Raw genomic sequence first — 14,377 nt, 5'->3', positions numbered from 1 at the left:
TCACCGCTCCTGCGTTGGGCTACCGGCAAAATGGCGGACAATGTCTGCCACCATCTCACTGGCGCTGTAGTAATCCACCCGGAATGCATGTGCACCGAGGCTGTAAACCCGGTGTTGTTGTACCGAAGGCAACCGCTGAAGCAGAGGGTCATGCAGAAACTCGTTAATCCTGACGTCGCCTGCGCTCAACAGAAACGTGGTGCCCGCCGTTAACTGCGTCAGATTCTCATATTCAGCCCAGATAAAGTCGCCGGAGCGGGTAAGATTGCTTTGCCAGGCCGGGTTTGGCGCTTCGATCGAAAACCCTAACGACTCGAGTAAACGGGCATGCACGCTGGCCGGTGTTGCCACGGGATTGACCGTTCCCGGGCCGTTAAAATTGATAATATTGGCTTGTCCATCAGGCAGATGGATTTGCTGGCGGGCGTTGGTAAGCAGCGAGTCAAAACCGCCGATCCGCCGTTCAACCTGCGCCTCAAGCCCCAGCGCGGCTCCCAGCTCACGGGCCAGAGCTTGCCAGGTCTGGTTGCCATAATTCACGATAATGACCGGCGCAATGGCCCTCAGTTCAGCCAAATGAGCGCGCGATGAGTCTGCGCCATTGATTGAGACGACGATCAAATCGGGGACGGTGGCATAGGCCAGTTCGAGATCAACACTGCCCGCAGGCCAGGCTTTAGCAATGTTGCGCTGCTCGGCCACCTTGACCCATTGCCCAAAGAACTGGCCGTTCACGGCCGTCGCGCTGGCGACAACCGGCGCATCAATCGCCAGTAACGTTCCGGTGACACTGACGGAAGTAGAAAGAATACGGCTCGGAGGGGACGGGATCTGAGTGAAGGAGCCATCCGCGTTGTGAAACGCCCTGGGCCAACCTTGTGCAAAGCCCTGGCCGCTGCCCATCAGCAAGGCCAGTAATAATAAAACCCCTAACATGGGATGACGACGTTTACCCGGTAACAACCTCATCTTCTGCTTGCTCCCTGTGCATAGCCCCGGGGTGCCATCTCAGTGACCACGGAGTGAATTTATGTGCCTCGTATAACCTTACCCTGCTCAATGTATCGCCAACAACATAAAAAAGAATAATTTTCATTCGCATTAAGATCTGTTATATATTTAGGCGGCTTCCGTTGGCCAATCAGGAACGATATGCAATGAAATCATTGACTCCAATGCAGGCGGCCTCATGGGTAGGCAGGCACTCTGAGCAGGCATTAGGCGGCGTTGCCGCACATTTGTACGCAGAATTCGATGGCACTATCACTGATATCCCCCGCTTTCGGCACGCTGTGGATGCACTCTACCGCACGCACCCAATGCTGCGTCTTCATGTCACCGCAGAAGGGCTACAGCATGTGGTTGCCAGTCATCCACCACTGGGCATCGATGATTTTTGTCATTACCCACCAGCCGAAGTACAACGATTGCTGGCTGACAAGCGGCGGCGCATGGAGAACCAGCAGTTGCTGCGTGATCAAGGCTACCCGTGCGAAATCAGCCTGACGATATTGCCAGGGCAGGCCAGCCGGCTGCATATCGATCTGGATATGATCGCCGCGGATGCCCTCTCTTTTCGGATCGTGGTGGAAGATCTCGCCCGCTTCTTCCAACAACCACCGCCACAGTGCGCCCCAGTGATGGAGGTCGCCTGGTTTCGCTATCTGGCACAGCGTACTCACGATCCGCTGCTGCTTAGCGCCAGAGAACGAGACCGCGCCTGGTGGCGGCAGCGTTTAGCGGATATTCCCCCTGCTCCCGCCATTCCCTATACGGACAGGCAGTGTCAAACCCGCAGAATGGCAATCCAGCTTAATCCCCAAATCAGCCATGCCTTGCAGCGCTGCGCGCGTCACCACCATCTGACGTTAAGCTCGCTTTTCCTTGCTTTGTTCAGCCTGACGATAATGGAAGGTTTCAGGCAACCCGCGTTGCGCATCAACGTACCGACCTTTTTCCGCGCTCCCAAGATTGCGGGCGGTGACGAGATCGTCGGTGATTTTTCCGATCTGCTGTTGTTCAGCGCCGAGCTGCGACCCGATGAAACGCTGCTGCATTATTGCCAGCGCACCATGACGCAGTTGCACGAAATCCTGGGTCACGGCGGCTATTCAGGGGTGAGCGTGATGCGCGACCTTTCGCGCCAGCAGGGCCAACTGCAATACTCCCCCATCGTCTTTACCGCCGGGTTCGGTATCTCCGGTGGCGTGCTGTTCTCTGAGCGGGTCGACAGGCAATTGGGTGAACTGGCGTGGGTCATCTCTCAGGGGCCGCAAGTCGCGTTGGACGCGCAGGTAGCCTGGATTGGCGATGAAATTCTGATCAACTGGGATGTGCGTGAAGATGCGTTTCCCCCCGGCCAACTGCATCAACTCTTTACGCGTTTTCACAGGCTCGCCGAACGCCTGGCCGCGACACCGCAGCATATTGATGACAGCGTTTCCCGCTGGTTGGCACCTCCAGCGGCAGTACGGCAAAAGGAGAAGCGAATGGGGAAACCATTAACGGCGCTCCAGCAGGCTTATCTGCTGGGAAGCAGCGAGCAATGGCCGCTCGGTGGCGTTGCCATGCACGATTTCAGGACCTTTAGGGGGCTCATCGATCCTGCGCACTTCCGCCGTCGGCTGGCAGAGTTGGTTAATCACTTCGCCGCATTACGCACCTGGATCGAGGAGGAAACACAGCAGCAGCACATTCTGCCTGAGCTGGAGCCTCATCTGGAAGAGATCGATCTACGCGATGCCAGTGCAGAAGACGCAGCTAAAAAAGTGCAACAGCTACGACAGCATTACCAACAGAGCCGCCACGATCCGTCGTCGCCCCCTTGGCGGATCATTCTGATTACCTTGCCTGGCGCAACGGAGTACCAGATTTTCACCAGCTTTGATGCGCTGATCCTCGACGGCCAAGGGATCTCGCATATCATCGCCCGGCTATTTGATGAACAACCGCTTGCGGCACTTGAGCATGACACTGCACCGAGCGAAGCAGATGAAGAAGAGCGGGAGCGGGCAAAAGCCTGGTGGCAAGACAAGCTGGCGCAGGTCGTTACTCCTTCCCGGCTTCCCTGGCAGCAACCTTTGGGCGAGATCGTGCAACCCTGCTGGCGGCGTGAACAACAAATTCTGGATGCCAGCCACCTGAAGCTGCTCACTCGCCTTGGTGCATCCCGGGGGCTATTTGCCAACACTACTCTGTCGGCTATCGTACTCGATACGTTGGCGCTCTGGTCGGAAGATGAAGCGCTCACGGTCGGCATCCCCGTTGCCTTCCCGGCCAAAGAGGGGCAAGCCACCAATCGATCGACGTTTATTGCCATTCACTACGTCCGTCATAACAAGCCGTTAGTCGACAATGCCCAATGTTTGCAAGAAGACATTCTTGGCGGATTGCAAAACCTTGCCTGGTCAGGTGTGGATCTGGCTCGCCAATTGTCACCGCAAACCGGACATGCTCCCGCGCTGCCGGTGATCCTGACCAACTGCCTGAGCTGGGAAACGCTTCCGGCCAACACGTCAATCCGTACCGAAAGCGGTCTGACCCAAACGCCGCAGGTCGCACTGGATATTCGCCTAATGTACGATGAGCAGCGCAATTTACTGATAATTGCCGACTATGTTGAGCAGGCTCTCGCGCCCGAACAGGTGAGCGCTATGCTGAATGCAATCCACCAGCGTATGTTGCATATAGTCTCTCAGGGTTCGCTGAATATCCCCGTCCACGAAACGATGAATTACCCGCATTACCGGGCTAACACTCCCGCCAGCACAGCCGTAAGCGACGATTTTCTGGGCCGCATCGCAGAAAATCTGTTTTCCGGCACTCGTGATGGGGTAGCCGTGATCTGTGGCAAACAACAATTGCGCTGGCAGGCGCTGGGTGAGCTCGTCGCCAGCATGGCCAACGGACTGCTCGCGCGTCAGTTGAGGGCGGGGAGCGTGGTGGCAATTTATCTTCCACGCGACCTGGAGCATATCGGTATCTCGCTAGCCTGCTCCCTGTTAGGGATTATCCGGGTGCCGATAGATATTAGTTCGCCTACAGAACGGACGGCATTTTTACTGGAAAATTGCCAACCCGAGCTGGTGATATGCGATGAAGACGCCGCAATCCCAGGCTCAGTCACGCCTGATGAGCTCAAATCCGCCAACGTCAGCCCACCTCGGTTTGGCGCTCAAAGCGACAGCAGCCAGCCCGCCTATTATCTCTATACCTCTGGCACCACGGGCAAGCCGAAATGCGTCGTGCTGAATAACCGGGCAACGGCCAACGTGCTTGGGCAAACCCTCGCCCACTGGCAGATCACCGAGCGAGATGTCTTTATCTCGGTAACGCCGCTGCACCACGATATGTCGGTGTTTGACGTGTTTGCCTCACTCAGCGTGGGCGCAACGCTGGTGCTGCCAGCCAGGCATGAGGAAAAAGACGCCATCAGTTGGGGCCGCCTGGTGGCACAACATCGGATCACGCTGTGGTGTTCTGTGCCAGCGATCCTGGAAATGCTGCTGGACTGCGCAACGCCAGAGCAGCTCTCCTCCCTGCGGCTAGTAGCCCAGGGCGGCGATTACATTAAACCCGCCACCATCCGGCTATTGCGTTCAAGGCATCCTCATCTGCGGCTGATGTCACTCGGCGGCCCGACGGAAACGACTATCTGGAGCATCTGGCACGAGATCACCGCTAGCGACACGGAACAAATTCCCTATGGCAAGCCGCTGGCGGGTACTCAGTATTTTATCTGTCATGACAGCGGTGAACATTGCCCTTGCGGCGTGGCTGGGCGCATCCACACAGCCGGGGCCAATCTGGCCTGTGGCTATCTGGAGAATGGAGCGTTAGTGCAGCACGACTTTGTTGACGTGATGACTCCAGATGGCATTAGCGAGCGAACGTTCCGTACCGGAGACATTGGCTATTACCGGCCTGACGGCGTCATCATGTTTGCCAACCGTATTAATGGCTACGTTAAAATTCGCGGCGTACGGATTTCACTGCCGGAAATCGAAGAAGCGCTGCGCCAGCATCCAGCCATCGAGGATATTGTGGTGCTCGATTACGCGGTGGACGATACACCAGAAAAGTCGTTGGGTGCGGTCTATCTATCAGCACATAAGGTCCTGCCGAGCATGTCGGAGCTGCGCATCTTCGCACAGCGCTATTTGCCCGCAACTCACATCCCTGGCCGCTTCATTGTGCAAACCCGCTTTCCCCTCTCGGCAAATGGCAAAGTCGATCGCCATGCGCTACGTACCGAACTGGAACTATCTCATTCGGCAACGCTCGCCGCCCCGGCGACACCTCAGCAAGCGGTACTGGCAATCTATTGCGCCGTGATGGGCCAGCCGCTGCGGCCTGAATGGCATCATCAGACCCCGTTTCTTGCCATGGGGCTGAAACTCAGCCATATGCCCACGCTTAGAGAGAGGATCAACGTGGAACTCGGCGTTTCACTGCCAGTTGCGACCTTGATTAAGTGCAAAAACGCCGATGAGGTTTGCTCGCTGCTGCATTAAAAAGCCAATCTCCGCCAGCGAACCAGCCCGCTGGCGGAAGATCTTATTGGTTTAGCAGTTGGTAAACCGGCTGCTGTCCCGCTTCGGGCATCATCGCCCTGCTCAGGAAGCTGCGCAGGTGTGTGAACATCTCCTCGACATTCAGCGAAGCATACATCGCAGGATCGGCATCGATGTCGATATGCAGTTCGCTCGCATCCGTACGGCCACGCCAGGTAATGTTAAAACCATCCCCTGGGCCGCTCGCCATGACTTCCCGCTCTGCTTCACAGCCTGCAAACAGCGGAGGATCGAAAGGAAGCACGTTGATCAACGGTGAGAAAAAGTAACGCGTTCCTTTTCCCAATCCCTGATCGGCGGCCAGTGTCTCAATACGATAACGCCCGTGAGCACGCAGGTCTCGCAACGATTTCGCGGTGCGTTTGACGTAGTCCACAACCTTCTCCAGTGGCTCGACCTGAACAAACAGCGGCAGAATATTCACCGCCAACGCTGGGACGCTGGCGGCCACCATCCCACGGCGATTCATAACGGGCACCCAGATTGGCTGTACCTCAGCCTTGTTTTCCCCATAAAGCCGAAACGTCAACCAGGCAGCGGAAAGTGCCAGTAGCAAATCCGGCCAGCCTGTACCGCAGCGCTCGGAAAAGGTGCTCAACTGCTGGCTAAAACGCTCAGGTAGCACCGCTTCGCTGTGCAGACACTCCGCACCGTAGTCCTCCCCTCCCTTTTGCAGAACCGGGAGCGAAGGCGCGTTGGTAACATATCGCCGCCAATACTCGGCGTCCTGCCGCGACTTTTCGCTACTGGCGTACCGCTGCTCTTCAGCCAGAAAATCATAAAACGCGTGGAAAGGTTGGCTAGCGGTGGATTTTTGCAGGCGGGCGCGGTAAAGCTCAGCGAGACGATGTTCGATCAGCGCCATGCCGAAACCATCAATAATAATGTGATGTGCCCGGATATATACGGTGTAATGCGTAGGTGAAAAGCGGATCAACCAAACGACCGCCAGCGGCTGACTCAGCAAATTGAGCTGACGCTCGATGTCGGCCTGCATCATCGACTCGGCAACATCGGTCTGTTGTAACTCAAGCAGACGTACCTGAGGACGCAGTTGGGGATTACAGCGCTGTAGCGGTAGTTCGTCATTGTCAGGCAGTTGAAACTGGATGGTAAAAACATCGGTTTCAGCAACAACCTGCTCCAACGCCGCTAACAGCCCCGGCTCATCAAGCTCGCCGCGTAGCGTAATGCGGTGGGCAACGGTAGAGACGGGCTGATGCGGGTGAAAGCTAAACTCCTCCCAAAAATCAAACTGTGCCGGTGTCAGCGGCAACCAACGGACTGACTGAACAGTTTCCAACATGTTCCATCCCTTTTCAGTTTTTCAGTGTTGTGAAACAGCGGCGTTTTATTCACCACCCGGTGAACGCCCAGCTTCACCTCAGAGAACGATATATGGCTCACGACATGCTCAGCACTGAAAATAAAAAGAATAGGTTGCACGATCTGACAGGATGAGTGGCCCACCCATTGATGGAAATAGTAATCATTATCAATAAAAAATGAAATATCTTTGCTGCATTTTCAGCTAAAACCAACGAAGGGAAGAAAGATGAAGACGGTACAATAGAAAAACAAAGCCGCATGCTTTGTGAATCTGCCACTGGATAGCATCTCTTTGAACCTGATTATAAGCCTGGGCTGGCGCTCCCCCTGCTTGCAGAATGCCAGCCCTTTGCCGACCCACTCTTTTTTGCCCTGGCTCGCAATTTTTCGAATGTGACGTTCCCCTCATTCTGCCACTATGCTTTAATGTGCTAAACCGGTTTAATTAAGTTTAGCTAAAGAGAAATATCAGCATGAATACAAAAGTTTGGGTTCTAGGTGACGCAGTCGTCGACCTGCTACCGGAAAGTGAGGGCCGCCTGCTGCAATGCCCTGGCGGCGCACCGGCTAACGTGGCGGTAGGCGTCGCCCGCCTTGGCGGCAACAGCGGCTTTATCGGGCGCGTCGGCGACGATCCGTTTGGCCGCTTTATGCGCCATACTCTGCAACAGGAGCTTGTCGACGTCAGCAATATGCGGCTCGACAGTCAGCACCGCACCTCCACCGTAGTAGTCGACCTTGACGATCAGGGCGAGCGGACGTTTACCTTTATGGTGCGTCCCAGTGCAGACCTGTTTCTGACAGAGGAAGATCTACCGGAATTTGCCGCCAATCAATGGTTACACGTGTGTTCCATCGCGCTCAGCGCCGAACCCAGCCGCAGCACTACCTTCAAGGCGATGGAGCAGATCAAACGAGCCGGAGGCCGGGTCAGCTTTGACCCCAATATTCGCCAGGACCTCTGGCAAGAGCAGGACCTGTTGCACGCCTGCCTCGATCGCGCCCTGCGCCTGGCAAACGTGGTAAAGCTCTCGGAAGAGGAGCTGGTATTGATCAGCGGCAGTGATGATCTAACACAGGGAATCGCCAAGGTAACTGAACGTTATCAGCCTGAATTGTTGCTGGTCACTCAAGGTAAAGCGGGGGTACTCGCCGCATTTCAGCAGCAGTTCACCCATTTCCGCACTAAACCCGTTGCCAGCGTGGATACCACCGGCGCGGGGGACGCTTTTGTCGCTGGCCTGCTCGTCAGCCTTTCTACGCAAGGGATGCCGACGGACATCGCCTCACTGGAATCCACGCTCACTCTGGCACAAGCCTGTGGTGCATTGGCCACAACGGCCAAAGGTGCGATGACCGCCCTCCCCTACCAGCGCGATCTTAATCGCCAGTTTTGATCCTTCAGGCCGCCCTGCGCGGCCCACTTTGTTGCATCTATCACACTTATTAAACCGGTTTAGCAAATTATATTCCCAGATCTTGCAGGTCATGTTTAACATAACAATAAAACCGGTTTAGCAAAAACACACACCTTTCAATTTTACTTTTGGGATGCGACCAGCATGTATAAAAAAAGCACACTCGCGGTTCTTATCGCTTTGCTAACCGGCACCGGCTCAGCCCACGCGCAAACGGATCTCAGTACCATAGAAGCCCGTCTGATAGCGCTGGAAAAACGCCTGCAGGATGCTGAAAACAGAGCGCAAACGGCGGAAAACCGCGCCGAGTCGGCGGAGAAAAAAGTCCAGCAGCTCACGACGCAGCAGCAAAAAAACCAGGACACCACGCGGGAAGTCGCTCAGCGGACCGCAAAGCTTGAGAAGAAGGCCGATGAGAAAAGCGGCTTTGAGTTCCACGGCTATGCCCGCTCCGGTCTGTTAATGAACGACGCAGCCTCCAGCAGCAAAAGCGGCCCTTACCTGACGCCAGCCGGAGAAACCGGCGGCGCTATCGGCCGTTTGGGCAACGAAGCCGATACCTACGTCGAACTGAATCTCGAGCATAAACAGACGCTGGATAATGGCACGACCACCCGCTTCAAAGCGATGCTGGCCGATGGACAAAAAACCTATAACGACTGGTCGGCAGACTCCAGCGACCTGAATATCCGCCAGGCGTTTGCCGAACTCGGCAGTTTACCGAGCTTTGAGGGACCGTTTAAAGGCTCCACGCTGTGGGCCGGTAAACGTTTCGACCGCGACAACTTTGATATCCACTGGCTCGATTCCGACGTGGTGTTCCTCGCGGGAACCGGTGGCGGTATTTACGACGTGAAGTGGAACGATAGCGTTCGCAGCAATTTCTCTATTTATGGGCGTAACTTCGGCGATCTGGAGAATGTCGATAACAATGTGCAGAACTACATTCTGAGCATGAACCACTTTATCGGTCCGGTGCAGGTAATGGTGAGCGGCCTGCGAGCTAAAGATAACGACGACCGTAAAGATGACAACGGCAATGCCATCCAGACCGACGCTGCCAATAACGGCGTGCATGCACTGGTTGGCTTGCATAACGACAGTTTCTACGGTCTGCGTGAAGGCAGCAGCAAAACCGCGCTGCTCTATGGTCACGGTCTGGGAGCGGAAGTCAAAGGCATCGGCTCCGACGGTGCGCTCCTCTCTGATGCCAATACCTGGCGTTTTGCCAGCTACGGCACCACGCCGCTTAGCGAACGCTGGCATATCGCCCCGGCGGTACTGGTACAGAGCAGCAAAGACCGTTACGTCAAAGGGGATAGCTACGAATGGCTCACCTTTAACATGCGTCTGATCCAGGAGATCACCCAGAACTTCGCACTCGCCTACGAAGGCAGCTATCAATACATGGATCTGCATCCCGAAGGCTACAAAGATCGCAACGCTGTTAACGGCAGTTTCTATAAACTCACCTTCGCCCCGACGTTTAAAGCAGGCAACATCGGTGATTTCTTCAACCGTCCCGAGCTGCGCCTGTTCGCCACCTGGATGGATTGGAGCAAAAAGCTGGATAACTACGCCAGCGATGACTCCTTCGGCAGCAGCGGTTTCACCGCTGGCGGTGAGTGGAATTTCGGTATTCAGATGGAAACCTGGTTCTGACGGTTAAAAACCTGACGACAGAAACAACCGGGGCGACAAAGCGCATTTTGTCGCCCCGAACACAATAATGACGCAGAAACTGCGCACCCGTCGCCACGGGCACAAAACACGTAAATCATACGCATTCAGAGGGTACTATGGATTTTAAACAGATCTCCCACTCGCTGCTTCCGCTTTTGGGAGGTAAAGAAAATATCGCCAGTGCCGCGCACTGCGCCACGCGCCTGCGTCTGGTGCTGGTAGATGATTCACTGGCCGACCAGCAGGCCATCAGTAAAATCGAAGGGGTTAAGGGCTGCTTCCGTAACGCTGGACAGATGCAGATTATTTTCGGCACCGGGGTGGTGAATAAAGTCTACGCCGCCTTTATCCAAGCAGCAGGTATTAGTGAGTCCAGCAAATCGGAAACCGCCGACATCGCGGCAAAAAAGCTGAACCCTTTCCAGCGTATCGCCCGCCTGCTGTCGAATATCTTCGTACCGATTATCCCGGCAATCGTCGCCTCCGGCCTGCTGATGGGCCTGCTGGGAATGGTCAAAACCTACGGCTGGGTTGACCCAAACAACGCCATCTACATCATACTGGATATGTGCAGCTCGGCGGCGTTTATTATTCTGCCGATCCTGATTGGCTTTACCGCTGCCCGCGAGTTTGGCGGTAACCCTTATCTTGGCGCGACGCTCGGCGGCATTCTGACCCACCCGGCGCTGACCAATGCCTGGGGCGTAGCTGCCGGTTTCCACACCATGAACTTCTTCGGTCTTGAAATTGCCATGATCGGCTACCAAGGCACGGTGTTCCCGGTGCTGCTGGCGGTGTGGTTTATGAGCATCGTTGAGAAACAGCTTCGTCGCGTCATTCCCGATGCGCTGGATCTGATCCTGACGCCGTTCCTGACGGTGATCATTTCCGGTTTTATCGCCCTGTTGATTATCGGCCCGGCCGGTCGCGCGCTCGGCGACGGCATCTCGTTTGTCCTCAGCACACTGATTAGCCATGCCGGTTGGCTGGCCGGGCTGCTGTTTGGCGGCCTCTATTCGGTGATTGTGATTACCGGTATTCACCACAGTTTCCACGCCATCGAAGCCGGGCTGCTGGGCAACCCGTCCATCGGCGTCAACTTCTTGCTGCCGATTTGGGCCATGGCCAACGTCGCCCAGGGCGGCGCCTGTCTGGCGGTATGGTTTAAAACCAAAGATGCGAAAATCAAAGCCATTACCCTGCCCTCGGCATTTTCTGCCATGCTGGGGATCACCGAAGCGGCGATTTTTGGTATCAATTTACGCTTTGTGAAGCCGTTTATCGCCGCGCTGATCGGCGGCGCGGCGGGCGGCGCTTGGGTGGTGTCAATGCACGTCTACATGACCGCGGTTGGCCTTACGGCAATCCCTGGCATGGCCATCGTGCAGGCCAGCTCGCTGCTGAACTACATTATCGGGATGGCCATCGCCTTTGGCGTCGCTTTTGTGGTCTCTCTGGTACTGAAATACAAAACGGACGCCGAATAATGTCACTTCCATCACGCTTGCCTGCAATTTTGCAGGCAGTTATGCAGGGCCAGCCGCGCGCGCTGGCCGATAGCCACTACCCCCGTTGGCACCCTGCGCCCGTGACAGGGCTCATGAACGATCCCAACGGTTTTGTCGAATTTGCCGGACGCTATCACCTGTTCTATCAGTGGAATCCGCTCGCCTGCGATCACAAGTTCAAATGTTGGGCGCACTGGAGTTCAGCCGATCTACTGCACTGGCAGCATGAACCGATCGCGCTGATGCCTGACGAAGAGTATGACCGCAACGGCTGCTACTCCGGCAGCGCGGTGGATAACGACGGCACGCTAACCCTGTGTTATACCGGCAACGTCAAATTTGCCGATGGTAGCCGAACCGCATGGCAATGCCTGGCGACGGAAAACGCCGATGGTACCTTCAGCAAACTCGGCCCGGTGTTGCCGCTGCCGGAAGGCTATACCGGTCACGTGCGCGACCCAAAAGTCTGGCAGCATGAAGGCCGCTGGTACATGGTGCTGGGAGCACAGGATCTGCAAAAACGCGGCAAGGTGCTACTGTTCAGCTCCACAGACCTCCATCAGTGGATGGCCAAAGGTGAAATCGCCGGATGCGGCATCAATGGCCTGCGTAACGCGGGCTATATGTGGGAGTGTCCGGACCTGTTTCCACTCGGCGACCAGCATGTCCTGATTTGCTGCCCGCAGGGGATCGCTCAAGAGAAAGAGCGCTATCTCAATACCTACCCGGCTGTGTGGATGGCCGGTGCTTTCGACTACGCCAGCGGCACCTTCAAACACCATGAGCTGCACGAACTGGACGCCGGATTCGAGTTTTACGCCCCGCAAACTACGCAGACTAGCGACGGCCGCCGCCTGCTGGTCGGCTGGATGGGCGTGCCGGACGGCGAAGAGGTGCTCCAGCCGACGCGTGCCAACGGCTGGATCCATCAGATGACCTGCCTGCGCGAGCTGGAGTTTATCGACGGTAGGCTCTATCAGCGCCCACTGCGTGAACTGACCGCTCTGCGCGGCAAAGCGCACGGCTGGCAGGAAGCCGCCCTGCCGTTGGTTCCGATGGAAATCACCCTGGAAACTACCTGCCACGACGCGTTAAACATCGATTTCGGCGGCGCGTTAACCCTGGAGTGCGATGCCAACGGCATCCGCCTGGCGCGACGCAGCCTCGCCAGCGACGAAACGCACTATCGCTACTGGCGCGGCACGATCCGCTCGCTGCGTATTTTCATCGACCAGTCGAGCGTGGAAATTTTCATCAACGAAGGTGAAGGGGTGATGAGCAGCCGCTACTTCCCGAACTATCCGGCACAGCTGGTTTTCACGGGCAAAATGCCCGGCGCATTCTGTTACTGGCCGCTGCGGACATGCATGGTAGAATAAGCGTTTTGCTTTCAGGCTCATGGCGTCGTAATGAAAACCAAACGCGTTACCATTAAAGATATCGCCGAACTGGCTGGCGTTTCCAAAGCGACCGCCAGCCTGGTGCTTAACGGGCGTGGCAAAGAGCTACGCGTGGCGCAGGAAACGCGCGAGCGCGTGCAGGCAATTGCCCGCGAGCAGCACTATCAGCCGAGCATTCACGCCCGCTCGCTGCGCGATAACCGCAGCCACACCATCGGGCTGGTAGTACCGGAGATCACCAACTACGGCTTTGCGGTCTTTTCCCACGAGCTTGAGATGCTGTGCCGCGAGGCGGGCATCCAGCTGCTTATCTCCTGTACCGACGAAAACCCCGGTCAGGAGAGTATGGTGGTCAATAATATGATTGCTCGTCAGGTCGATGGACTGATCGTCGCGTCCTGTATGCATAACGACGCCGACTACCTGAAACTTAGCGAGCAGTTGCCGGTGGTGCTGTTTGACCGTTGCCCGAATGAAAGTGGCCTGCCGCTGGTGATGACCGATTCTATTACCCCGACGGCAGAGCTGATTTCTCGCATCGCACCTCAGCATAGCGATGAGTTCTGGTTTTTAGGCGGTCAGCCACGGCTCTCACCATCACGCGACCGTCTGGCGGGCTTTACTCAGGGTTTGGCACAGGCAGGCATTCAACTGCGTCCGGAATGGGTGATCAACGGCAACTATCATCCCAGTTCCGGCTATGAGATGTTCGCCGCACTCTGCGCCCGTCTCGGCCGTCCGCCAAAGGCGCTGTTTACCGCCGCCTGCGGACTGCTGGAAGGGGTGCTGCGCTATATGAGCCAACATCATTTGCTCGATTGCGACATCCATCTGGCGAGCTTTGACGATCACTATCTGTATGATTCGCTGTCGCTGCGTATCGACACCGTGCAGCAGGACAACCGCCAGTTGGCCTGGCACTGCTACGATCTGATCAGCCAGCTTATCGACGACAACACGCCTGAGCCGCTACAGCGCTACCTGCCCGCAGCCCTGCAAATTCGCCATCGTTAATTTACGCATCAAGGCCAGTATGCCTCACTAGATGGAAAGCGATGTTGCTGGCTTCGTCTTCCGCCAGCAGGCGGTTTTGAATGGCGATCCCTTGCAGTGACGTTCGATGGCGGACGTCAGAGGGGCGACGAGGGTATCCTGCGATGCTGTCAGCACGCCAAGCGGCAAAATGAAAATCTGAAGGAATCCAAATAAAAAGGATACAAGCGAATGCGAGCCAGACGGCAATGGCATAGTGGAAATTTTAGCAAAGAAAAAGGGCCACGTTAGTTAATAACATGGCCCTGAATGTTGGCGGAACGGACGGGGCTCGAACCCGCGACCCCCTGCGTGACAGGCAGGTATTCTAACCAACTGAACTACCGCTCCGCAACGTTCCCTCTTGTGTGGGAACGAGGCGAATATTACGGTTGCCTCGCCATTCCGTCAACGTCTTTTCTTATAAAAAGAGT

Annotated in this window: 8 protein-coding genes and 1 tRNA gene; 6 read left to right on the top strand and 3 right to left on the bottom strand. The window is 56.1% G+C overall.

Annotation, left to right across the window (positions count from 1 at the left end; genetic code table 11):
- The gene (fepB, locus tag JHD74_RS14615; protein WP_199062966.1) at window positions 1-969 is read right to left on the bottom strand and encodes a Fe2+-enterobactin ABC transporter substrate-binding protein; all 969 of its coding nucleotides are present in this window, start codon (window positions 967-969) and stop codon (window positions 1-3) included.
- Window positions 970-1,157: 188 nt separating this feature from the next.
- Between fepB and JHD74_RS14610 the strand changes: the two genes are divergently transcribed.
- Window positions 1,158-5,513 (top strand): amino acid adenylation domain-containing protein, encoded by a 4,356-nt coding sequence (locus tag JHD74_RS14610; protein WP_199062965.1) that lies wholly within the window; start codon window positions 1,158-1,160, stop codon window positions 5,511-5,513.
- A gap of 43 nt (window positions 5,514-5,556) precedes the next feature.
- On the opposite strand, the gene JHD74_RS14605 is transcribed toward JHD74_RS14610, so the two are convergent.
- Window positions 5,557-6,879 carry a condensation domain-containing protein gene (locus JHD74_RS14605; protein WP_199062964.1) on the bottom strand — a complete coding sequence of 441 codons (1,323 nt, stop codon included), beginning with the start codon at window positions 6,877-6,879 and terminating at the stop codon, window positions 5,557-5,559.
- Between the two features lie 496 nt (window positions 6,880-7,375).
- Between JHD74_RS14605 and JHD74_RS14600 the strand changes: the two genes are divergently transcribed.
- The 5 genes from JHD74_RS14600 (at window position 7,376) to JHD74_RS14580 (ending at window position 13,925) form a co-directional block, all read left to right on the top strand.
- Window positions 7,376-8,299: an aminoimidazole riboside kinase gene (locus JHD74_RS14600; protein WP_074031750.1), complete on the top strand. Its 924-nt coding sequence runs from the start codon at window positions 7,376-7,378 to the stop codon at window positions 8,297-8,299.
- A 165-nt stretch (window positions 8,300-8,464) separates the two neighbouring features.
- On the top strand, window positions 8,465-9,982 hold the full coding sequence (locus JHD74_RS14595; protein ID WP_199062963.1) for a carbohydrate porin: 1,518 nt from the start codon (window positions 8,465-8,467) through the stop codon (window positions 9,980-9,982).
- Window positions 9,983-10,119: 137 nt separating this feature from the next.
- Window positions 10,120-11,490 carry a sucrose-specific PTS transporter subunit IIBC gene (locus JHD74_RS14590; RefSeq protein ID WP_074031748.1) on the top strand — a complete coding sequence of 457 codons (1,371 nt, stop codon included), beginning with the start codon at window positions 10,120-10,122 and terminating at the stop codon, window positions 11,488-11,490.
- On the top strand, window positions 11,490-12,890 hold the full coding sequence (locus JHD74_RS14585) for a sucrose-6-phosphate hydrolase (RefSeq protein WP_199062962.1): 1,401 nt from the start codon (window positions 11,490-11,492) through the stop codon (window positions 12,888-12,890). Before JHD74_RS14590 ends, JHD74_RS14585 begins: the two co-directional genes overlap by 1 nt.
- Before the next feature lie 30 nt (window positions 12,891-12,920).
- A complete protein-coding gene (locus JHD74_RS14580) occupies window positions 12,921-13,925 on the top strand; it encodes a LacI family DNA-binding transcriptional regulator (protein WP_074031746.1) in 1,005 nt (334 codons plus the stop codon).
- 292 nt (window positions 13,926-14,217) lie between these two features.
- Here the strand turns inward: JHD74_RS14580 and JHD74_RS14575 are convergent.
- Window positions 14,218-14,294 (bottom strand) — tRNA-Asp (locus tag JHD74_RS14575).
- Window positions 14,295-14,377: the final 83 nt, after the last annotated feature.

The organism is Serratia sp. ASV30, assembly GCF_016428815.1.
Taxonomy (GTDB): domain Bacteria; phylum Pseudomonadota; class Gammaproteobacteria; order Enterobacterales; family Enterobacteriaceae; genus Chania; species Chania fonticola_C.
Note: the sequence above shows the minus strand (reverse complement) of the source record. Positions and strands in the feature narration are given on the sequence as shown.